At 43.4% G+C, this 22,525-nt stretch carries 18 protein-coding genes and 1 pseudogene; 6 read left to right on the top strand and 13 right to left on the bottom strand.

Going from position 1 to position 22,525, the window contains the following annotated elements; genetic code table 11:
- The first annotated feature begins 22 nt into the window (after nucleotides 1–22).
- Nucleotides 23–922: a CorA family divalent cation transporter gene (locus QZ735_RS13185; protein WP_294249243.1), complete on the top strand. Its 900-nt coding sequence runs from the start codon at nucleotides 23–25 to the stop codon at nucleotides 920–922.
- A 62-nt stretch (nucleotides 923–984) separates the two neighbouring features.
- Nucleotides 985–2,574 (top strand): patatin-like phospholipase family protein, encoded by a 1,590-nt coding sequence (locus QZ735_RS13180; RefSeq protein ID WP_294249240.1) that lies wholly within the window; start codon nucleotides 985–987, stop codon nucleotides 2,572–2,574.
- A 13-nt stretch (nucleotides 2,575–2,587) separates the two neighbouring features.
- Here the strand turns inward: QZ735_RS13180 and QZ735_RS13175 are convergent, their stop codons facing one another.
- The 5 genes from QZ735_RS13175 to rpsA all read right to left on the bottom strand — a co-directional run bounded on the left by QZ735_RS13175 (nucleotide 2,588) and on the right by rpsA (nucleotide 10,954).
- Nucleotides 2,588–3,583 (bottom strand): alpha/beta hydrolase, encoded by a 996-nt coding sequence (locus tag QZ735_RS13175; RefSeq protein WP_294249238.1) that lies wholly within the window; start codon nucleotides 3,581–3,583, stop codon nucleotides 2,588–2,590.
- Nucleotides 3,584–3,667: 84 nt separating this feature from the next.
- On the bottom strand, nucleotides 3,668–4,648 hold the full coding sequence (locus tag QZ735_RS13170; protein ID WP_294249281.1) for a DMT family transporter: 981 nt from the start codon (nucleotides 4,646–4,648) through the stop codon (nucleotides 3,668–3,670).
- A gap of 125 nt (nucleotides 4,649–4,773) precedes the next feature.
- Entirely contained in the window at nucleotides 4,774–7,368 is a 2,595-nt protein-coding gene (locus tag QZ735_RS13165) for a T9SS-dependent M36 family metallopeptidase (RefSeq protein WP_294249237.1), read from the bottom strand.
- A gap of 159 nt (nucleotides 7,369–7,527) precedes the next feature.
- Nucleotides 7,528–8,988, bottom strand: coding sequence for a T9SS type A sorting domain-containing protein (locus tag QZ735_RS13160; protein ID WP_294249234.1), 1,461 nt, complete (start codon nucleotides 8,986–8,988; stop codon nucleotides 7,528–7,530).
- Between the two features lie 166 nt (nucleotides 8,989–9,154).
- Nucleotides 9,155–10,954: a 30S ribosomal protein S1 gene (rpsA, locus tag QZ735_RS13155; protein WP_294249232.1), complete on the bottom strand. Its 1,800-nt coding sequence runs from the start codon at nucleotides 10,952–10,954 to the stop codon at nucleotides 9,155–9,157.
- Nucleotides 10,955–11,430: 476 nt separating this feature from the next.
- Between rpsA and QZ735_RS13150 the strand changes: the two genes are divergently transcribed.
- Nucleotides 11,431–12,738, top strand: coding sequence for a DEAD/DEAH box helicase (locus QZ735_RS13150; protein WP_294249230.1), 1,308 nt, complete (start codon nucleotides 11,431–11,433; stop codon nucleotides 12,736–12,738).
- Between the two features lie 292 nt (nucleotides 12,739–13,030).
- On the opposite strand, the gene QZ735_RS13145 is transcribed toward QZ735_RS13150, so the two are convergent.
- Nucleotides 13,031–13,924: an SMP-30/gluconolactonase/LRE family protein gene (locus tag QZ735_RS13145; RefSeq protein WP_294249228.1), complete on the bottom strand. Its 894-nt coding sequence runs from the start codon at nucleotides 13,922–13,924 to the stop codon at nucleotides 13,031–13,033.
- A 265-nt stretch (nucleotides 13,925–14,189) separates the two neighbouring features.
- Between QZ735_RS13145 and ccoG the strand changes: the two genes are divergently transcribed.
- Nucleotides 14,190–15,632, top strand: a complete 1,443-nt coding sequence (gene ccoG / locus QZ735_RS13140; protein ID WP_294249226.1) for a cytochrome c oxidase accessory protein CcoG — start codon at nucleotides 14,190–14,192, stop codon at nucleotides 15,630–15,632.
- Nucleotides 15,633–15,634: 2 nt separating this feature from the next.
- Here ccoG and QZ735_RS13135 read toward each other — a convergent pair whose 3' ends face one another.
- A complete protein-coding gene (locus QZ735_RS13135) occupies nucleotides 15,635–16,516 on the bottom strand; it encodes a helix-turn-helix transcriptional regulator (protein ID WP_294249224.1) in 882 nt (293 codons plus the stop codon).
- Between the two features lie 161 nt (nucleotides 16,517–16,677).
- On the opposite strand from QZ735_RS13135, the gene QZ735_RS13130 reads away from it, so the two are divergent.
- Nucleotides 16,678–17,022, top strand: coding sequence for a MerR family transcriptional regulator (locus QZ735_RS13130; protein WP_294249223.1), 345 nt, complete (start codon nucleotides 16,678–16,680; stop codon nucleotides 17,020–17,022).
- 129 nt (nucleotides 17,023–17,151) lie between these two features.
- Nucleotides 17,152–18,456, top strand: coding sequence for a helix-hairpin-helix domain-containing protein (locus tag QZ735_RS13125; RefSeq protein WP_294249221.1), 1,305 nt, complete (start codon nucleotides 17,152–17,154; stop codon nucleotides 18,454–18,456).
- Nucleotides 18,457–18,624: 168 nt separating this feature from the next.
- Here the strand turns inward: QZ735_RS13125 and rluF are convergent, their stop codons facing one another.
- The 6 genes and pseudogenes from rluF to QZ735_RS19540 form a co-directional block, all read right to left on the bottom strand.
- Nucleotides 18,625–19,347, bottom strand: a complete 723-nt coding sequence (rluF, locus tag QZ735_RS13120) for a 23S rRNA pseudouridine(2604) synthase RluF (RefSeq protein WP_294249219.1) — start codon at nucleotides 19,345–19,347, stop codon at nucleotides 18,625–18,627.
- A gap of 294 nt (nucleotides 19,348–19,641) precedes the next feature.
- Nucleotides 19,642–20,337, bottom strand: coding sequence for a tRNA pseudouridine(55) synthase TruB (gene truB / locus QZ735_RS13115; protein ID WP_294249217.1), 696 nt, complete (start codon nucleotides 20,335–20,337; stop codon nucleotides 19,642–19,644).
- A 120-nt stretch (nucleotides 20,338–20,457) separates the two neighbouring features.
- Complete coding sequence (locus QZ735_RS13110; RefSeq protein WP_294249215.1) at nucleotides 20,458–21,015, bottom strand: adenylate kinase; 558 nt, start codon at nucleotides 21,013–21,015, stop codon at nucleotides 20,458–20,460.
- 160 nt (nucleotides 21,016–21,175) lie between these two features.
- Complete coding sequence (locus tag QZ735_RS13105; protein WP_294249213.1) at nucleotides 21,176–21,994, bottom strand: undecaprenyl-diphosphate phosphatase; 819 nt, start codon at nucleotides 21,992–21,994, stop codon at nucleotides 21,176–21,178.
- Nucleotides 21,995–22,090: 96 nt separating this feature from the next.
- On the bottom strand, nucleotides 22,091–22,390 hold the full coding sequence (locus QZ735_RS13100) for a DUF3098 domain-containing protein (protein WP_294249211.1): 300 nt from the start codon (nucleotides 22,388–22,390) through the stop codon (nucleotides 22,091–22,093).
- Nucleotide 22,391: 1 nt separating this feature from the next.
- Nucleotides 22,392–22,525, bottom strand: a pseudogene (locus QZ735_RS19540) (ABC transporter permease); the annotation flags it as partial.

Raw genomic sequence — 22,525 nt, 5'->3', positions numbered from 1 at the left:
AAATTATAAGTATTTTTACCCTATGCCAATTGATACCATTTACAGAGATTCCCGGTGCGAATGGGTAGATGTGGAAGCTCCCACACCGGAAGACCTGCTTTTTCTCCACGAACGATATGAAATCAACAACTTTCTCCTGGAGGATACGCTGGATCCCAATCACCTTCCGAAATATGAAGAGAGCGGCCACATCCGGTTTTTCCTTCTCCGGGAAAGTACCGAGCTGGAACGTAAAAACCTGAATACCATCAGTGATATCAGCACCAAGATCGGCATTTTCCTGCTCGGGAAAACCATCATTACCGTACACCGGATGAAAACCAAAAGTATATCTGAGACCAGGAAGCAGATTTCCGCTCTCAAAAATGATATGACTGCAGAAAACATCGCCCTGAGAATCGCCCTGCTGATCATGAAGAGTTTTGATGATGAATCAGTAAGCCTGTTTGAGACGATGGATAATATTGAAAATGAAATTTTCCTGAAAAATACCAATCACACCAACCAGATCAGAAGATTGTACAAGCTTAAAAGGAAATCCGGGCTGAACTTCAGGGTACTCAGTATTTCCACGGATGCCATCGATAAGTTCAAACTCCTGGGACTGCAGGAATCCGAAATGGTAGACCTTAAAGACAAACACAAGGATGTGGTAGCTGATTTCGATCATCTGAATATCCAGATTACCAACCTTATTTCCATGTTCCTTGCCCTGTCTGACCAGAAAGCCAATCAGGTAATGAAAGTACTGGCGGTCTATTCCGTGTATTTTTTACCGATCACCTTCATTGCCGGAGTGTACGGAATGAATTTCGACAATATGCCTGAACTCCATCACAAATACGGATATTTCCTGACCCTTGGATTAATGGCTGTTGTTGTCTTCTGCACATTTCTCTACGCCCGGAGAAAGCAGTGGTAACTGCCTGCTCTCTCCATAGAATCTGATAAAACATAACCGATACCTCTCACAAAACCATTGCTATGACCCCGGAAACCTTAAACCGAATCCTGGAGGACCCTACCCTTTCCTCCGCATCCCGCGAAAAGCTGGCTGCCCTGTATGCGCATATTTCTCCCAAAGAATTTTCAGACATTCTCGATGCCCGGGGAAACCAATATGTGGAATTCGTGCAGGAGGGCGGCGGGGTCTGGGGCAGCGCGCTTGTCGGATACCTTTACGGTCTTGAAATTTTCGGGATCCGGTTTCTGAAAGTGGCGGGAACGAGTGCAGGCGCTATCAATACCATGCTGATTGCCGCCTGCAAAACCAAGGAAGAAATGAAAAGCGACGTGATCCGTGATATCCTCTTCAATTGGAACTTTGCCGATTTTATGGACGGCAGAGCTTACGTAAAAAAGACCATTCACGCCATGCTGAACAATAAAAATTTCATAAAGATCAATACTTTTCTGATCATCGGAATTCTTGTATTTTTCGGGATTCTTGCGTTTATTTTTCCAACGGATGCCATCTGGGAAACAAAAGTACTTTTCGCCATTCCGCTTTTTCTGGTCCTGATCCTTACCGCCTGCATAGCAAAACTTTACGGCAATCTGCGGAAAAGAAATTCCGGGCTGAATCCCGGTCATGTTTTTACGGAGCAGATGAAAGAAGTATTGACAGGATTCGGCATCCGGACGGTCGCGCAGCTCAATGAGAAATTTGTAAAAACGGGAAAAGCCCTGAACCTGAACTACCGCTATGGCAACACTACCGAATATTACGGGCGGGCGCTGCAGAGTATCGAAGAAATCCGGGAAAACAATAAAAAGCATATCGATGAGATCCGGTACCGTATTTTTTATGATAGTACCGTCAATAATACCTATTATCAGCAGGATCCGTTTTATCTGCTGAAATCGGAATATGTGGTAGTGACTACGGATATCAATGCAAAAGTGAAAGTGCAGCTTCCGACGATGGCCAACCTGTACTGGTCTGAAGAAGAGCTGAAGCACAGCAGCCCGGCAGAATTTGTCCGTGCCTCCATGTCGGTGCCTTTCTTCTTTGAACCGATGCAGAAAAGAATCAACCTGGAAGAAGACTCCGTGAAATATGCCTGGAAATTCTGGATGAATACCCAGCCCGAAAATATTAATCCCGTAGGAATCTTTATCGACGGCGGCAGCATCTCCAATTTTCCGATCGACCTGTTTCACGACACTGATATTTTTTATCCGAGAATGCCGCTGTTCGGTGTTCAGCTTACCAGCGACCCCGACATCCTTTCTGAAAAAAAAGGCAAGACCAGTGAAGAAATACTGAAATCTCCCGTTACCTTTGCCGGGAACATCATTGATACCCTGCGGGGATTCAACGACAAAAGCTTTCTCACCAAGCATACGTTTTACCATCTTTTCAGCATCCAGGCCGTTAACTGCGGGAACAGCAACTGGCTTAACTTTTTTATGAAAAAAGAAGAAAAAGAAGATCTTTTCAACCGCGGATTCCAGGCAGCCCTTGATTTTCTGAACCGTTTCGACTGGGAACAATACAAGTGCGAACGGATGATGCTCTCCATGAAGGAAAAGAAGATCCTGAAAGAAGAAGATACGCCGACAGTGGGATAATATGCAATATTAACTACTTTATAAAATCATACAGTGTTTTCCAGAATGTCTGATAAACTTCAATATGCGGAAGATGCCCTACATTTTCAATTTCCACCAGCTTTGAGCCCTGAATCTGCTGCTGTGTTTTTTTACCCAGCTCCTGATACTGTCCCATTTTAGGCTGCAGCTCTTTCGGTGCCCTGTCTTTTCCTATGGCAGTCCGGTCTCTTGTACCTATGATAAGCAAAGTCGGGACTGTTATATTCTTAAATTCGTAGCATACCGGCTGATTATAGATCATATCGGAAGTTAAGGCGGCATCCCAGGCAACTTTAGGATAATCAGGATGAAGTGTCCAGCCGGCAATAAGGTCCAGCCACGGCTGGTATTCGGACTTCCATTGATTGTCATAATAAAACTTCAGCTGGTAATTTTTATAGGATTCCGCCGTATTCTTCAGTTCTGACTGATAAGCCTGATCAATAGTCTGGTAAGAGGCAAATGTCTTATAATCTTCCAGCCCGATGGGATTTTCAAGGATCAGTTGCTGTACCTTTTCAGGATACATCAGTGTAAACCGGGTTGCCACCATTCCGCCCATGGAATGCCCGAGTACTATGGTTTTATCAATATGGAGTTCATCCAGTATGGCCTTGGTATTTTCTGCCAGCTGGGAAAAAGAAAACTGATAAGTCTGGGGCTTTGAAGATTTACCAAAACCGATCTGATCCGGAATGATCACCCTGAAACCTTTGCCCGAAAGGTCACGCGCTGTCTGTTCCCAGTATGCACCGTTAAAATTCTTTCCATGGAGAAGCATGATGGTCCTTCCATTTGCTACTTTCGGTTGCACATCCATATAAGCCATTTTCAGGGGCTGCTTCTGGGAACTGAGCGTAAGGAATCTTACTTCAAACGGATATCGGTAATCCGTAAGTTCGGCATCCAGCGGTTTTACCTGTGCATCTGCAGTGGCCAACCCAAGTGATATCATAGCTGCTGTCAAAAGGATATTTATATATTTCATGAGGATATTTTACGGCTAAAAATAAGAAAAACCGTTCCAAACGGAACAGTTTTACAGATTATTTTAAAGTTAGCATCCTGTTTCTTACTGCATATCAGGAATACCTGTTCCTTTGCGCGGGGGAAGATTCATCAGTACGATCGCAAAGAGGATCATGGCAATCCCAATCCATTGTACCGCTTCCACCTTTTCACCCAACAACAGGAAAGCCATGGTAACTGAAACCGGAAGTTCCAGTGAAGAAACAATACTCCCAAGCCCAAGGCCGGCTTTGGGGAAGCCGATATTGAACAGGACCGGAGGGATGATCGTTCCGAATAAAGCCAGGATGAGTCCGTACTTCCATAAGATAGAATAGCGGAACGGCCGGATATGTCCGGTATGTTCCGTAAAATTCAGGTACAATGCTTTCAGGCTTTCGAAATGCAAAGGACCAAGTTGTGCTAAAAACAAAAAGATAAAAATAATAACCGATCCTCCGCACAGCATGATGATGCTTTTCCTGAATACCGGCAGGTGGGTAGCCAGGGTGTTGGAGGTAAACATGGTAAGGGTGTAGGAAGCCGCGGCCATCAGTCCCCAGAAAACCCCGTGAAGGTCAAGTTCGATCTGTGTACTGACCAGATTGGTAGCCATCACCGTTCCTGCCAGTACGATGATTACCGATATTACTTTTCTGGCATTCGGCAATTTTCTGGTCAGGAAACTTTCCACCACTACACTGAACCATACGGACTGCATAAGCAGGACAATGGCAATCGAAACATTGATGTATTGAACAGCCAGGTAGTAGAAGAGACTGGTACAGCCCAGTGAAGTTCCGGCCAGGACCAGTTGCCTCGTTTCTTTAGCAGTCGGCGAAGCCAGCGTTTTTTTTGAAGTAACGGTCTGGAAAAAATTCAGCAGCAGAAGGCCTGCAAGGCCTAATACAAACTGGGAGGTCGTTACTTCAGAAGTTGTATATCCTTCTTCATAAGCCAATTTAACGAATGTCGCCAGCATTCCGTATATGCTTGCTCCCAGTCCAACAAACAGTACTCCCTTCAATACATTCTTCTTCATAATTCTTTTTTTTTACAGCCTGCAAAGATACAATTTTCAGGATAAATACTCCGGTACTCTGCTGATCACAAAAAACTCCGGCGCAGGCAAAGCCTGCGCCGGAGTTAAACTCAAATACGGAAATCGTATTATTTATTGATAAGAAGTTTGGAGGCGGTATCGATACCGATTCCTTTTACTTTTACCATATAAGTTCCGTTAACCAGTTTATCCGTAGCGATTGCTTTTTTCGCATCCGGAGAAATTTTATCTTCGGAGGAAACCAGTTTTCCGGACATGTCATAAATTTCAACGCTCACTTTTCCTAAAGTCTTGGTTGGGAAATTGATGAAAAATTCGTTTTTAGCCGGGTTCGGATAGATGGAAATGGTATTGTTTTTCACGTTGCCAACCTCTTCTGTTGCCAATACACAATCTGAAGGCACACTTAAATCCTGAACCTGGTCGTTGATGTTGGTTTTGGATCCTGCAGAAGCATTTACCCCAATTCCTCTTTTGGCAAAAGTCCTCCAGATCATACAACGGTCGGCTCCCTGTGTGGTAGCCTGTTCTGCAGCAAGGATGGCATCCCTTCCTTCAGTAAAGGTTGGATAGCAAGGCTGTAGTTTTAAGGCATCCATTACCAGACGCAGTACCCTGGCACTTCCGCTGTTCGGATTGGCTGTTACATCAGATGCATAACCGTATTTTGCAGCATACTGCCAGTGAAGATCCCATAATGTAGTCGCCCATACAAATCCGATAGAGTGTACATCCGGAACCACCTGTCCGTTTGAATTGGTATATTCCATACCATTGGTATCAGTATACGTATAATCGTTAACGGCAAAATCAGGAGAATATCTGGCCGGCCTGATTCCCAAGCCATCTGTTGCCTGACCTACTGCATAGGTCCCGATTCCTCTCGGCACAGCAGCATTATCGCCAGGTTTGTTTGTCAGCATAAGAGCAAAAAAGTCTGACCATCCCTCTCCCATCTGCTCTTTGTCCGCAGAAGAATTAAGGCACCCGACATTTGTTCCCGTAAGACGGGTGGAAATTCCGTGACCGTATTCATGGGCAACAATCCCATTATCGAAGCTTCCGTCCGGAGTAACACTGGTAGCCGGATCATCTTTAAGAGTAACATTTACTGTCGTATTGGCAGCAAGCTGGTTTTTAATGTATGCACCTTCCGTATTGGTGATAAATACCGATGGGATGGTAATAGTAGCATCAGTACCGGACATTCCTCCTACGGCACCAGCTATATTGTTATAAATAATCACCGCTGTGGCACCTGCATTCTGGGCATTTTTTACTTTAACTGTAAATGCGCAGGTTCCTCTCTCGATCAATCCTATTTTTCCTGTCAGAGAGCCGGCCGGTATGGCAGTACATCCGTCCAGAACGGAAGAAAGCTGTACATTTCCGGTAACCCCGGTAGCATCCAGCGGATTACCGAACTGGGCAGTTCCGGCCACCGGCTGTCTCGGTATCGCCGCACTTGGGCTGTTATAGAAAAACAACCTGTTTACCGGGCTCCACATAAACATCTGCATTCTAGGCCTGCTTCCTTCAGTAGGCGTTGAGAAATTGGCATTATTGGTTCCGCCTCCATCCTGTGCTTCAGCGAGTACATAATCGTTTCCTGTGCCGCCCTGTCCGAAATTATTGTTCTGAAAGTTTTTGGCAGCAGGAGTGAAACCGAAAGTATAGAAAATATCGTGAACTTTATTATTGATATAAAAAAGATTGGTAATAGAAGCATTCTGGTTGGCATACTGGTCTGCATTGATGCTGAACGGGTAATCAAAATTCCTTGAAGCACCTGCATCCGGTGAAAGTCCTGGTAAGTTTGCCGCGCTAACATCTTCGTAAGCGTAGGCATTATTTCCTCTGGTTGTCGTATACCGTGTAGTACCGTCGTAATGCCAGCCTTCCGGGGAAGCGGTCAGGATCCAGGGATTATTTACAATGGATCTGGAACCGAAAGTAGCGGATTCGATAGGCAATGGGAAAACATTATAAGAAGCATTGTCCGGTGCCAGAAAGTAAGTCGCTGCCTGTGAAGTTTTATTGAGCGGACCAATGAATTCATTATGGGCGTGGGAATGATCATGAGAATAAGCATCCTGATGAAAATTGCAGGAAAGGTTCAGGTCCTGCTTGCTAAGGATATCTCCATTGGATGCATCCACAAGAATATTCCAATAGCTGGATGACCCCGGTTCAGGAAACGAAAATTCATGAGCAAGCTTAAGGTTTCCGGCATCTTCCGTATAGACCAGCCTTTGCTTTACAAATTTACCATCCAGCGGATCAGCATCGGTAAAGCTCAAGACAGGATAATTTTCAAGAGCCTGTTTCTGCAGGTTTTGTGCAACTTTTTGCAGTGCAGCCGTCTTATTTACCAAGACAACAGCCGTTGCAGCCGATTTGTAATCTTTAACGAAATTATCTGTATAGTAAACAATTTTATTGTCTTTTACCAATACTGCTCCTCCGGCATTGTAAACAGGAAAGCCATGATAAGTCTGTTGGAATTTCACAACATTTCCTCCCATGGAATTTGAAGGATCAATATTATCAACAACAAAACCGGCAAGATCAGATTTCTTATACTCCCGCAATTTATTTTGAGAAATATAATCTTTAATCAATTTATCATTATCCTGTCCAAAAAGTACAGATGGAAACAATGAAGATACCGCAAATAAAAGGGGTAAAGCTACTTTTTTCATATACACTATTAAAGCCGCTAATCTACAAATAATTAACAATAAAATAATATAATATTTGTATTTTTTATAAAATTATTACCACACGATTTTGTGATATTTTACTGTACAGAAAAAGACCGCCTGGCGGCAGTCTTTTAAAGGATCGGTATAATATGTTTTTTATTTTTTTATAATTTTCTGAGAGTAGATTTCATTGCTGCCAGCCATGACCGTAATAATATAGACTCCCTGTTTCTGTGAAGAGATATCGATCTGGGTCTCTTTCTGGTTTTTCAGTATTGAACTTTGGATTATATTTCCAGAAACATCCATTATATTAACAGTTCCTCTCTCAACAGCTTTGTCCATCAGTATACTGAAACGTCCGTCAGTAGGATTCGGTGTTAGGATCATTCTGTTTACTGTCTCAGTCTTTGTGTAATGATTAGGATCTGCATTGCGGTCCAGCTTGAATTCTTTCCGGTGATTGTTGTTTGTTTTTTGCGCATTACGCGTGCATTCGAAAGTAATGTCATAATTGAAATACGGATAATTATTCCAGCTGGAGGCTGTATAGATCTGGCCACCAACCTCATAAATCATGGTTATCAGTAATTTAAACTGACCATACTGTTCGCTGGCCGGCACTGAAGTAAAATCAGAAACTGAGAGCTGCTGCCAGTACTGGTTAGGTGCTATAAAGTTCGGGCTGAAGGATACCGGAAACTGGTTACCGGTGGCAAGGCTTACGACTGCCAGTTCTAAATTAACAAGATTAGCGCCGTCCGGAAGGTAGTAACTTCCGTATACACTCTGTACGCTGTTGAAGCCCTGACATCCATTCAGTTCGTAGTACATATCCAGGCTTCCTCCTCCTGCATTGGCACAGAAACTATTTGTAATTTGCTGGATCTCACTGTTCGTCAGGACAAAATCTGTTTTTCCGAAGTACAATCGTGGGGAAAGTCCGAAATCCGGATCATCCGTATTGCTTTCCACCGATCCGAAATAAGAACCTCCTGAGCTGGCAATGGAAGCACCGGCTTCCGTAGAAAAGGTATCCGGGCTCATATGTACAACGGCAAATCTTGCTTTTCTATTTTTTTTAAATATAGAAACATTCTTAAAGGCGGCCGGGCTTCCTACCGTAGGATCGAAATAGTTCACCAGGTAAGAACCGTTATCCAGGTTTCCCGTTGCCCTGTCGGCATCACTGAATAAAACAACAGCCAGCGATGAGCTCGGGGCATGATTCAGTTCGGTTTGCGGACTGATAATCTCAGCACTGTAATAATGATCCAAGGCATACCCCATAAGCCCCAACGCTTCATGGAAATGATCGCCCCCATTCATTTTTCTGGTAAAATTCTGGGCTATGCTGATATTATTGGTAAAATCCGATTCAATATAAATTCTCGGAATGAGGGTTGCGTACGTTTTTTCAGCCGTATCGGTACCGTAATGAACCACCGAAACCCTGTTCTTCGGATTACAGGCCAGAATGCTTTCGATCAGCTTCTTGGCGCTCACACTTATTTCATCAAACCGCTGACTGGATATAGAACCGCTGTTATCGATACAGATGACAAAATCGGTTTGGGCCCGGAGGGCAGAGACTGACGTAATAAACGCCAGAAGCACAAGTAAAAATGCTTTTATAGTTAAACTGTTTTTTAATCAGATCAAAAATAATAATTTTTCTCATATGATTGAATAATTAGCAAAAATATTTCTTTTTCTTATTCAACAGTATTGCATAAAAAAACCACTCCGGAGAGTGGTTCTTTATATCAGATGGATTCAGGAATTATTTCCCTTCTTCCATTTTTCTTTTCAGTTCTGCCAATGCATCGATATCCCCTAAAGTGGATCTCTCTTCGTTATTTGAAGAAGATGATGTATTGTTGGATCTGTTGTTAGAAGATTCTCTTGAATTCTTTCTTTCTTCATCTCTGAAGATTCCGGTGTGGGAAACCACTACTCTTTTGAATTCTTTGTTGAACTCGATTACTTTGAAATCAGCTTCTTCTCCTTTTTTGATTTTGGATCCGTCTTCTTTCTCTAATAATCTTGAAGGGCAGAAAGCTTCTACCTCAGCATCCTCAAACTGTACGGAAGCACCTTTATCGTGTACTTCTACCGCTTTACCGGCGTGGATGGTTCCTTCAGCATACTTCGTTTCGAAAGCATCCCAAGGATTTTCCTGAAGCTGCTTGTGGCCTAAAGATAATCTTCTTGCCTGGATATCCAGCTCAAGAACGATTACATCAAGTTTATCACCTACTGCACAGAACTCAGACGGGTGCTTGATTTTCTTAGTCCAGGAAAGATCAGAGATGTAGATCAATCCGTCGATTCCTTCTTCCAGCTCTACGAATACACCGAAGTTGGTAAAGTTTCTTACCGTTCCAACGTGCTGGGAACCTACAGGATATTTAGTTTCGATATTCTCCCATGGATCTTTGTTCAATTGCTTGATACCCAAAGAGATTTTCCTGTCTTCTCTGTCTAAGGTAAGTACTTCAGCTTCCACTTCGTCACCTACTTTTACGAAATCACCTGCAGATCTCAAATGAGTAGACCAAGACATTTCAGAAACGTGGATCAGACCTTCAACACCCGGAGCAATTTCTACGAATGCACCATAGTCAGCAAGAACCACTACTTTTCCTTTTACTCTGTCACCCACTTTCATATCAGCAGAAAGCGCATCCCAAGGGTGAGCTTCCAGTTGCTTCATACCTAACTGGATTCTTGTTTTCTCATCATCGAAATCAAGGATAACCACTTTTACCGTCTGTCCGTCCTCAAGGATTTCAGATGGATGGTTCACTCTGGACCAGGAAAGGTCGGTGATGTGGATCAATCCGTCTACACCTCCCAAGTCGATGAATACCCCGTAAGAAGTAATGTTCTTAACAGTACCTTCAAGAACCTGTCCTTTCTCCAACTGAGCGATGATTTCTTTTTTCTGACCTTCGATATCTGCTTCGATCAATGCTTTGTGGGATACTACTACGTTTTTGAACTCAGGGTTGATTTTCACTACCTTGAACTCCATAGTTTTTCCTACGAACTGATCGTAATCTTTGATTGGCTTAACGTCGATCTGAGAACCAGGTAAGAATGCTTCGATTCCGTGTACGTCTACGATCATACCTCCTTTCGTTCTAGACTTCACAAAACCGTTAACGATTTCACCTGTTTCGTGAAGTTCGTTTACTTTATCCCAAGCTTTAAGCGTTCTTGCTTTTCTGTGAGATAACTGTAACTGTCCGGTTTTGTCTTCTCTTCTGTCCACCATTACTTCTACCTCGTCACCTACTTTAAGGCCTTGGTTGTAACGGAATTCATTAAGAGAAATAACACCTTCGGATTTGAAGTTGATGTCTACGATAGCTTCTTTGTCAGTTAATCTTACTACTTTTCCAACCAATACGTCGTTATCGTCAAGGTTGTTCAAAGATCCGTTGTAGATTTCCTCAAGATCGCTTTTTTCTTTTCTTGCATCAGCATCAAGACCTGATTCGAAAGAATCCCAGTCAAATTGTTCCGGTGCTACGTTTTGGTTTAATAAAACCTCTGCTGAATTTGTCTCTTTTGACATTTTCTGATAAAATTTGTATTCCTTCTTTTTTAACGGTCTGAATCAATGCGGATTAAAAAATACGGAAGTCATTAATTATAAGTTGTTTACTTTTCAAACCTGGCTACCCCAAAAGTGGGTGCAAAGATAATGAATTTTAATGACAATACCTAAAATTAGTCAACATCAGCTGATGAATAAAGATCAGCCGGCTAAAATGCTATCCAGCAACATTTTAAATTCGTTTTTATTCCCGCAATTACGGAGTGGATGCTTTAATCTGATAATAATCTGTATGGACTTCCATTCATAACCTGATTTTTAAAATTCATGTTTCCTCTCTAAATCAGTTTTCGAGGAATGAAAAAGTTTAAGGTTAAATAGTTTTTAAATTCCTGATCAAAATCTATCAACGAAAAATGATTCATAATTACGGTTTCCTATGAAACACAAAATATTGAACTTTAAACCTTGATTTTCTTCACTACCTTTGCATCATGGAATTAGAATCAATTTATCAGAAACTGCAGATTCAGGATATGAATCAGATGCAGAAATCTACTTATAAAGCAACGGAAAATAATCAGGATGTCGTGCTGTTGTCTCCCACAGGTTCAGGGAAAACGCTGGCATTTTTATTTCCTGTTCTCAGAAACCTGAAGAAGAATACGCCCGGAATTCAGACGCTGATCTTAATTCCTTCAAGAGAATTGGGATTACAGATCGAGCAGGTGTTCAAATCGATGGGAACCGATTTTAAAGTTTCGGTCTGTTACGGCGGCCACGATAAAAAGATTGAAGTGAATAATTTAATCCAGGCTCCGGCAGTTTTAATCGGTACGCCGGGAAGAATCGTCTACCATATAAGAAATAATAATTTCGATCCTTCAACGATTAAAACATTGGTATTGGATGAATTCGACAAGGCGCTTGAACTGGGTTTTCATAAAGATATGGAATTCATTTCCCATTCCTTAAAAAATATTTCCCAGAGAATCCTGACTTCCGCAACAGCGATGGATGAAATTCCTGAGTTTACAGGGCTGAAAAATGAAAAAGTGGTTGATTTTTTGAAACTGGCTGAAGCAAGACCTGATATCCAGTTAAAAAAAGTAATGACGATTTCCGAAGAAAAATTGGATACCCTGTTCAATCTCATCTGCAAAATCGGGAATAAAAGAACGTTGATTTTCTGCAACCACCGTGAAGCAGTTGACCGGATTTCTGAACTTCTGCGTGAAAAAGGAATCGACAGGGAGACCTTCCACGGCGGAATGGAGCAGGACGAAAGAGAACGCGCGCTCCTGAAATTCAAAAACGATTCATCCAGGATTTTAATTACTACCGATCTGGCCTCGAGAGGACTTGATGTTCCTGAGGTTGAGTCCATCGTACATTATCAATTGCCGTATAAAGAAGATGCTTTTATCCACCGCAACGGCCGTACCGCGAGGATGAATGCCAAAGGCTTTGTCTATCTGATCATGACTGCGGAAGAAAATTTCCCTTTCATTAAAAATGACACGCCGGAGGAAACTGTTGCAGGATTTACCAAAGTTCCGGAAAAACCGTATTTCCAGACCCTTTACATCAGTGCCGGGAAAAAAGACAAGGTGAATAAAGTGGATATTGTAGGCTATCTGATGAAAAAAGGCGAACTTCAAAAAGAAGAGCTTGGCCTGATTGAAGTAAAAGATACGACTTCCTATGTGGCCGTTTCCAGGAATAAAGTCAATGAGCTGCTGAAAAAACTTTCCAATGAAAGACTGAAAGGAAAGAAAATAAAAATGGAAGTGGCCTACTGATTGCGGAAAAGCACTCAGACCAGACGGTTGCCTCATTAATTAAAAAGGGAAAGTTCATGATCAGGAAATATATACCAAAACGGAACCGCCTGCTGCGATGGGCAGCAAACGGTATGCTGCGCATCGTGATGAATGTTCTGATAGAATTTCTGGGTTCCCTGATTTCAGGCTGACACCGGTTCTTGACAAAAGACTCCATTACACTGAAGTCTGTACTTTATATACAAAGCGGACCTGTATTACCAGGTCCGCTTTTATATTTTACTTTAATGTATTAATTTACACCTACATATCAATGTATGCCTTTCACCTTTGTCGGCAATATATACACGGATTTGCTGGCCGTGATAAACAATACGTCATTGTCTTTTCCTCCAAACGTTACGTTCCCCGTCCAATCTTCGTCGATCGGGATGTGGTGGATTTTTTTCCCTTCCTTATCGAAGACATGGACGCCCTCACCGGTAAGATATACGTTTCCGTGCTTGTCCATCGTCATACCGTCCGATCCCATTTCACAGAACAGCTTTTTTTCCGAAAGCTTGCCTTCCCCTAAAATTTCATATACATAGGTTTTCCCGGCATCGATATCGGAAACATAGAGCTTGTTGAACTTATGGCTTCCGATAATTCCGTTGGGCTGGGTAAAGGTTTCGATTTTGGTCACATTTCCTTCTTTACTTCTGTAATAAAGGCTTTTATGGGGCGTTTCATGTTTAAAATCCACCCAGTAATCCCTCTCATACAAAGGATCGGTAAAATACATGCCTCCGAATTTATCATTCCAAACGTCATTGGGGCCGTTCAGTCTTTTGCCTTCAAAATGGGTAAGCATCACTTCCACTTTTTTATCTTTGGAAATTTTCCAGATTTCTCCTTTATGGTCGGAGCAGGTAATCAGGTTGCCGTCTTTGTCGAAATGCGTTCCGTTGGCTCTGCCTGTCTTGTCCATAAACTCGATAACCTTATTGGTTTTCCAGTCCCAGTAATAAATTTTATCATTCGGCTGATCGGTAAAATAGACATTCCCTTCCTTATCCGAAGCAGGCCCTTCCGTAAACTTAAACTGGTCCGAAATTTTTTCCGGCTTTTTATCCTCATAAAACATATTACTTGTATTTACTGATTTGCAGTTCAGTACTACTAAAACCAAACCAATAGAGCCGGCTTTCAAGATATTTTTCATACCATGTCATTTTAAAGGGTACAATTTACGATAAGACGGAGAAGATTCAAAGTTTATTTTCTCTGCCTGAGTAATTAAAATATTTTATTTGGAATGTCCGAATTATCCTATTTGATAAGAAGATGGTATTAGGAGAGTGTTTATTTAATTCAGAGCTTTGCAAAGAAAAAATAACAGAAATATTTTTCATTCCGAACAGTAAAAATGAGAATTTATTGAATACCATCGAAATTCTCACGGACATTTTCAAATACCTTTCAAAACGATGAATATACCATCCAGCAATTTTCAGGCTCCGGAACTCCCATATGAAGATTTCAGAAATTCAGTGGGAACCATGGACGAAAACGGAAAACGGAAATGGGTCTATCCCCGGAAGCCCAAAGGGAAATACACGGATTACAGGAATTACGTAAGCTATTTGTTACTGGTCTTGTTCTTCGGACTTCCTTTTGTAAAGATCAACGGCAATCCTTTTTTACTGTTTAATGTTATTGACCGGAAATTTTTCATTCTCGGACAGCCTTTTTATCTGCAGGACTTTTTCATTCTGGCTTTGGGAGCTGTTACTTCGGTTATTTTTGTCATGCTTTTCACCGTGGTTTTCGGAAGAATTTTCTGCGGGTGGCTGTGTCCGCAAACCATCTTTATGGAAAGCGTCTTCAGGAAAATAGAATACCTGATCGAAGGTGACCGGAATAAGCAGATGAAGCTTGAACGCCAGGAATGGAACTCAGAAAAAATCCGGAAAAGAATCATCAAATGGTCAGTATTTGCCTTGCTGTCAGTGATCATTACCAATTTCATGTTCATGTACATCGTCGGCTACGAAGAGGTTTTCACCATCATTCTGGAAGGACCGGCCGGCCATTCTTTGAAATTTTTAGGAATGATCGGTTTTGCATCTACGTTTTATTTTGTGTTTGCCTGGCTTCGCGAGCAGGTTTGTACGCTGATATGCCCGTATGGACGGCTTCAGGGTGTTTTGATCGACAAGCAGACCATCAATGTGTATTATGATTTCAAAAGAGGCGAAGGACGTTCGAAATGGAGAAATAATGAAGACCGGAAAGCGCTGGGTAAAGGCGATTGCATCGATTGCCGGCAATGTGTGGTGGTTTGCCCTACCGGAATCGACATCAGGAACGGCCAGCAGCTGGAATGCATCAACTGTACGGCCTGTATTGACGCCTGCGATGAGGTGATGGAAAAAACCGGTCTTCCGAAAGGACTCATCCGCTATGCTACAGAAGCTGAGATTGAAAACCGGGAACCCTTCAGGTTTACTCCAAAAATGAAAGCAACAACTGTTATTTTAACTTTGCTGATCGGATTTCTGGGATTTCTGATGTATGACCGGGGTTCAATGGAAGCCAAGTTTATCAAACCTGCCGGGTCCACATTTTTCATAAAAGACGGAAAAATAACCAATACTTTTATATACACGCTTTTAAACAAATCGAATGACCGGAAAATAGTAACCATAAAAGTAATTGCTCCCGGGAATGCCGAAATCGATTTCTTCGGCCCGGACAATATTATTCTGAAAGGCAATCAGATCCTGAAGGGCAATATCAACATTACATTCCCTGAAAAAGAGATCAGATTTTCAAAACAGAATATGACGATCGGGGTTTTTGATGAAAAAGGAAATATGACGGATTCATTCGATACCGTTTTTGAAGGGCCATTCCAGTTATCTTTTTAAAGTTAGGACTTATACATTTTAATAAATTGCGTCGGCGTCATCCCGGAGGTTTTCCGGAAAACCCTTACAAAATAGGAATATTCTTCGTAACCCAGCCTGAAAGCAATCTCCACCAGGCTTTCATCCAGATACATCAGCATTCTTCTGGCTTCCAGGATTACCCTTTCCGTAATGACGTCGGTAGCGGTTTTCCGGACCACCGTCTGAGTAATGCGGTTGAGATGCTTCGGGGAAATGTTCAGCAGCGCAGCATAAAAAGCAATGGACTTTTCTTCTGTAAAATGTTCTTCCACAAGTCGTTCGAATTCCTGGTAATGCTTGGAATACGAAAGGCTGGCTGATGATACCGAATGGCCGGCGTCCCTGGAAAAATACCGTGTTGACCGGATGAAAATCTGCGACATCAGGGAAAGCATCAGCCCGCTTTTCATCAGGTGCTGAGAATGATATTCTTCCTGCAGAGCATTCATCAGATGAACCGTACTTTCCATTTCAGGTGCATCCAACTGTAATTTCCTGGGAAAACTGACGGATCCGAAAAACGGGAAATGCCTTAACTTCTGATTGACATAATGCATTTCATAAAAATCCTGCGAACAAAAGAAAATATAGCCTTCGATATCTTCTGAAAGTTCCCAACTGTGAACCTGTCCCGGGGACATAAAGAATAAGCTTCCTGCCGAAACCTCGTATTTCAGGAAATCGATTTCGTGAGTCCCGCTTCCGCCGGTAAAAAGGATGGTGGCGTAAAAGTCATGGCGGTGCGCTTTTTCGATATGCCGGTGGCTCGTGGCCAGGTGATTCCGCATCGTACTGAAGTAAAAATCCGGAATATTCCTACCCTGCTGGAAGAGATCGATGTGAAGGACAGAGATAGAATTCATCAGGATTTTATTTTAACCAAAAATAATGAAAACCAACCGATTTTCCCGGAGACCGGGACGGCTTTTATCGCTTGAACGGCAAAATAAGTCCCCGTTATTGCTGCTTCCATTTTTGATGAAATTTAAAAAATTATTTATCTTTGAGCCTTAGGATTCCGATCATGAAGATAAATTTACCTGATAAACTGTATTATTCCATAGGAGAAGTAGCCAAGGCTTTTGATGTAAACACTTCACTGATCCGGTATTGGGAACAGGAATTCCCTATCATCAAACCCAAAAAAAACAAAAAGGGCAACCGCTATTTCACACCTGAAGACATCAGGAACCTGCAGATGATCTATCACCTGGTGAAAGAAAAAGGCTACACCCTGGACGGAGCCAAAGTAGCCCTCACCACCAACAGCAGGATTTCCGAAACGATTACCCTGATCGACCGGCTGGAATTTGTGAAAGCCGAACTGCTGAAGCTGAAGGATTCGCTGACGGAAAAGGATCAGGATTAATTGGTTTTTTAATCATTTTAACCATAACACTTTATTTTTTTAATCTGTTTCAGTCAATAGGAAGACATGCATGATGCAATTGCAGCAGGCATATTGCAAAAGCGCAGTATAATAAGTAAGTTTACTGCGATGAAAAAAATATACTACCGACAGCTGGCGTTCATGGGCGTCCTTATCCTTGCTCTGCTGGCCTTTGAGAGATATACCGGTTCCGGGAAGGAAGACTTTTCCGATGTCCGGTTCCTGGCATCTCCAACGCCATCTTCCTATTCCGCACCTCTTACCGAATTTGACCCCAATGATCTTGATGCCCGCCAATGGCAGCTCCTGGGATTCACCGGAAAACAGGCTGCTACAATTCTCAATTACAAAAAGGTGGTCGGCGGGACCTTTGTTTCAAAGCAACAGTTTAAAAAATGTTTTGCCGTTTCAGAAGAGAAATTCAGAGAACTGGAAAAATACATCCTTCTTCCGGAAACTGCCGGGGAAGCCGGGACACCACAATTTACGGCGGGAAAGAAAAATACCGTTTCCGTTTCCGTGAAATTTAATCCTGACCGGATGACTGCAGAAGACTGGGAAGAAATGGGCTTCAGTGAAAAACAGGCTCTGGCCATCCTGAAGTATAAGGATTACCTGGGCGGAAGCTTTGTGAGCAAGGAAAAGTTCCGGGAGTGTTTTATCATCAGTAGAGAAAACTTCCGCAAACTGAGTCCATACCTGCTGCTGCCGGAAAAAACACCTGAAGATTTCCGCCGGTATGCAGGAAGCCAGGCATCAGGGAAGAAAAAAACCGGTTACCGCCCTTTCGATCCGAATGCATTGGACGCTGAAGGCTGGAAAGCCTTGGGTTTTTCCGAAAAACAGGCCGGAATCATTATCCATTACCGCGACCGGAACCTGGGAGGCCGCTTCAGAGCAGCTGAAGACCTCCAACGATGCTTTGTGGTTTCGCCGGAAAAGTTTGAGGAGATGAAACCGTACATCCGGCTGGCTCCGCCCGGAACTGTCCCCGATACAAAACAGGCAGCAGGGAAACAGCAGGAAACCGATTTTTCAAAAACCGACCTCAATACCATTACTTTCAGACAGCTCGTGGAATTCGGGCTTGATGAAAAAAGTGCAGGCTCCATCATAGGTTTCAGAAGAAAACTGGGCGGCTTCATGACGAAAGACCAGATCCTGACTACCTATAACATCGACACTGAAAAGGTAAAGAAACTGCTGACTGCTGCACCGCTCACTACTGCCGGTGTGCCCAGATACAATTTATCCGATGCACCGGAAGAATGGCTCAGAAACCATCCGTATTTTAAATATTCTGCTGACAAAATCATATTTTACCGGCTCAGCGAAAAAGACGAACGTAAAATCTGGAAGCTGCTGAAACTGAAACCGGAATATGAGGCGAGAATGAAACTGTACCTGAAATGATCTTCATCCTGTCGGGACCCAGGCCATACGGGGCTTTATTTCAGGATGTCACGCATACCTGGTAACCGGATAACGGCAGATTAATATCTTAAAAAACCGGCCTTGTCCGGCGGCATCTGTTGCAGCAGACCATACCGGCGGTATACTTATGCCAGGTCATTTTTCCCGTCAGTCGAAAGTTTTGCTTGAATCCTGTACCGATTGCTGCAGGGTTTCCAGTTCTTCCGGGGTCAGGTCCCGCCACTTTCCGATGGGAAGATCCAGTTTGATGTTCAGCACCCGGATCCTTTTCAGCTTCTTCACTTCATAGCCCAGGTACTCGCACATGCGGCGGATCTGGCGATTCAGGCCCTGCGTCAGTACGATTCTGAAATTCATCTCATCAATTTTCTCCACTTCGCATTTCTTGGTCACCGTGTCGAGGATCGGTACTCCGTTGCGCATTTTCTCCAGGAATTTCGGGGTAATGGGTTTGTCTACCCGTACAATGTATTCTTTCCCGTGATTGTTCCGGGAACGCAGGATTTTATTGACGATATCACCGTCGCTGGTCAAAAGAATCAGCCCTTCACTGGGTTTATCCAGTCTTCCGATCGGGAAAATCCTCTTAGGATGGTTGATATAATCGATGATGTTGTTCTGTTCACGTTTGGTATCGGTAGTGCATACGATTCCTACCGGCTTGTTGAAAGCGATGTATACATGGTCTTCCTCCGTCTCACGGATCGGCTTTCCGTCTACTTCTATAACGTCTTCATCGGAAACCTTGGTTCCCAGCTCGGGAATTTGTCCGTTAATGGTAATTCTTCCTTCTTCCAGGAGCTTATCGGCTGCCCGGCGGGAACAGTATCCTGCCTCGGATAAATATTTGTTGATACGTGTCTTTTCCATTTGTCTTTCCCGTTACCGGTAGTATTTTATTACTGAAAAATTGATACGGTTGTTTGCTTCTTCCTGAAAAGTCTGAAACTTCCCTTCGATTTCCCACTGATTCTGTGAGTACGGTGCCTGCAACCGTTTTTGATTAAGCTGATATAACAGTCAGGCTCCTCTGATCGGGCTACTCCGGCATTTTCAGCTGCACCGGATGATGTTAAAATGCCGGCGATCTTACCTTTTTCTCTTGTGCTGCTGCAAATTTAGTAAGAAAAACAGAATTTCAGCCAGCAGCCGTTCTGAAAACAATCAGCTTCCGAACCGGAAGTCATTTTCCAGAAATTCCGGGGTGGCATCCTCAATATGGTACTCTCCTATTTTCGTTCTTCTCAGCTGGGTAAGGTAGGCCCCCACTCCCAGGTCCTGCCCGATGTCATGCGCCAGGCTCCGAATGTAAGTCCCTTTAGAACAGCCTACAGTAAAACTGACGAACGGAAGATCGATTGTAACCTCACGGATATAAAGGATGGTGGTTTTCCGGGATTTCATTTCTACTTCAGTTCCTGCTCTTGCCAGGTCGTAAGCTCTTTTTCCGTCGATTTTAATGGCCGAAAATACTGGTGGGGTCTGGTCTATTTCACCTATAAATTTTTCCAGAGATGCTGTAATATGTTCTCCGGTAATCTGCGAAATATCCCGGTGAAGAATTTCCGGCTTTTCCGTATCGTAGGATTCGGTCTGTGCGCCTATTTTTATTTCGGTCCGGTACTCTTTCGGGGCATCCTGAATCTCAGGGATCTTTTTGGTGAATTTCCCGCAGCAGACAATAAGAAGCCCTGTTGCCCTTGGATCCAGTGTGCCGGCGTGTCCTATTTTAAACTTCTTAGGCAGGTCAAACTCTCTTCTGAGCTTGTACTTCATTTTGTTGACCGCCTGAAAGGACGTCCAGTCCAACGGTTTGTCGAGTAGGAAAATATGTCCTGATTGTAAGTCTTCTGCAGTCATTTTCAAGTCATCAAATCGGTGATGATTTCAGTTTAAGTTATATTTTATAAGACATTGCGACCGGCTGAAGTATACATCAGCCTGACAGGATCATGCCTTTTTTTCTTATGATGTCAATTTTTACGGAACCAGAATTTTCAATTCGTTCATTTTATGCATAATCAACTGTTCTCTTTCCTGCACCGTCTGTGTGCCTTCTATTCTGAGTACAGGGCTCTGTATCTGTTTAAGCCAGTCGTTATGCGCCTGGAGATTCCGGCCTGTAAGTCCGGTAGCGTGATCATAGCCGGCCGCCCAGTCTATGAATTGCTGATGCTGCGCCGCTCTCTGTTCATCGGTAAAAATAAGATCCCCATACCTTTCCCATTCCCGTTTCTTCAATCTCTCCATTCTTGCTGCAGGCGGAAGATAGAGGAACACCACAAGATCGAAATCAGGCAGCAACCCGTCTCCCCAACGGAAGACAGAACCTCCGAGGATCCAGTGTCCTGTGGTATCCAGATCCCTGCTGAGCATCCGGTTTCTTTCCTCCGGATCCCGTTTCATGGTGAAGGGCGGCTCCGATTTCAGCCAGAAATAGTCATCGCTGTCAAAATAGGCAGTGCCGAGCTTTTGTCCCAGTGAGTGCCCCAGCGTGGTTACTCCGCTTCCTGAAGCTCCGAAAATATGCAGTTTCATTGTTTCTGTTTCTTTTATTATTGATGGGGTGTATCATCCGCAGCCCGACTTGAGCGGAGCTCTTTTTACCGGCGCAAAGCGGCGGTAAAAAAGCGGGAGCGGAAGGCGGATCAGCTGCCCAAAAAATAAAAACAAGACTGATCTTGTCTTTCCGGCCCCTTTATCTGAACCAGTAAAAATAAATCAGTAAAGCAATCCCAACAAAAATACGGTACCAGCCCCAGGGCCTGAACCCGTATTTATTGAGTACCCCGATGAAAGCTTTGATGGCAATCAGGGCTACGACGAAAGCCACGACATTTCCAATGATGAAGACCATCAGATGGTCCTGGGATTCCATGATCATTTCATAGCCTTTCTGCGGATTCGGGGTTTCTTTGCCCCACGTTTTTACAAAGACGGAATATACCGTTACGGCAAGCATCGTAGGGACCGCCAGGAAGAAAGAAAACTCCGCTGCTGCTTTTCTTGTCAGCCCCTGGGTCATTCCCCCGATAATGGAGGCCGCGCTCCGGCTGGTTCCCGGCATCATCGCCAGGCACTGCCAGAATCCGATGGTGACTGCCTTTTTAATGGTAATTCCTTTTTCATCTTCTATCTTCGGATTTTTAAACCATCGGTCAGCGAACAGCAACACCACTCCTCCCAGCACCAGTACCGCAGAAATGGCCACCTGGTTTCCTAAGACCGCTTCAATTTTGTCATCGAACAGATATCCCAGTACCAACGCCGGGATCACCGCAAAAGCCAGTTTGAAATAAAACTGCAGGTTATTCAGGTCAAAAAATTTCTTCCAGTACGCAACCACCACGGAAAGGATGGCACCGAACTGGATGGAAACCTGAAACATTTTCAGGAATTCGGTTTCTTCCAGCCCCATTAAATTGGCTGTGAAACCCATGTGGGCTGTTGAAGAAATCGGAAGATATTCCGTTAAGCCTTCGACAATAGCAATAATGATTGCTTTGAATACATCCATAATTTATTTAAAAATTAAAAGATTAAGAAATCAAGGGCTCCAGACCCTGCGGTCTGAATTTCTCAATTTCTTAATCCTTTCAATAAAAGTTTATTTTTATTTTCTTTTCAGGATCGCGTAGACTTCGATTGCAAACCCGATCACCACCAACAGCGGGGCAATCCTGATCCTGCGGATGGAGAAAATGCCTTCGTTCCAAGCATCCGGATTGAATTTTCCGTCTACCGTGTTGGCATCAGGGCCCATCATCAGGAGAAAGCCGGCCACGATGCAGATAAACCCGATCAGCATCCATTTGAAGTTCTGTTTCCCGAAATAGAACGTATTTTCTTCCGGGGCTTCAGCTGTTTCCTTTCCGAAGCTGTCGGCGGAAAATTTATTTGTTTTTTTGCTCATGTTAAGAATAATATAAGTCGTCAACGTTTGATCTCAGGAACCTCCAGGTGGCCACTACCGTACTGAGTACCGTAATAAAGATCCCGACACCGATAACCAGCAGCACCAGCCAGAAATACTGGTTGTTGTCCTGTA

The sequence above is a fragment of the uncultured Chryseobacterium sp. genome, from assembly GCF_913776365.1.
GTDB lineage: Bacteria > Bacteroidota > Bacteroidia > Flavobacteriales > Weeksellaceae > Chryseobacterium.
This window is presented reverse-complemented; position numbering and strand designations above follow the sequence as displayed.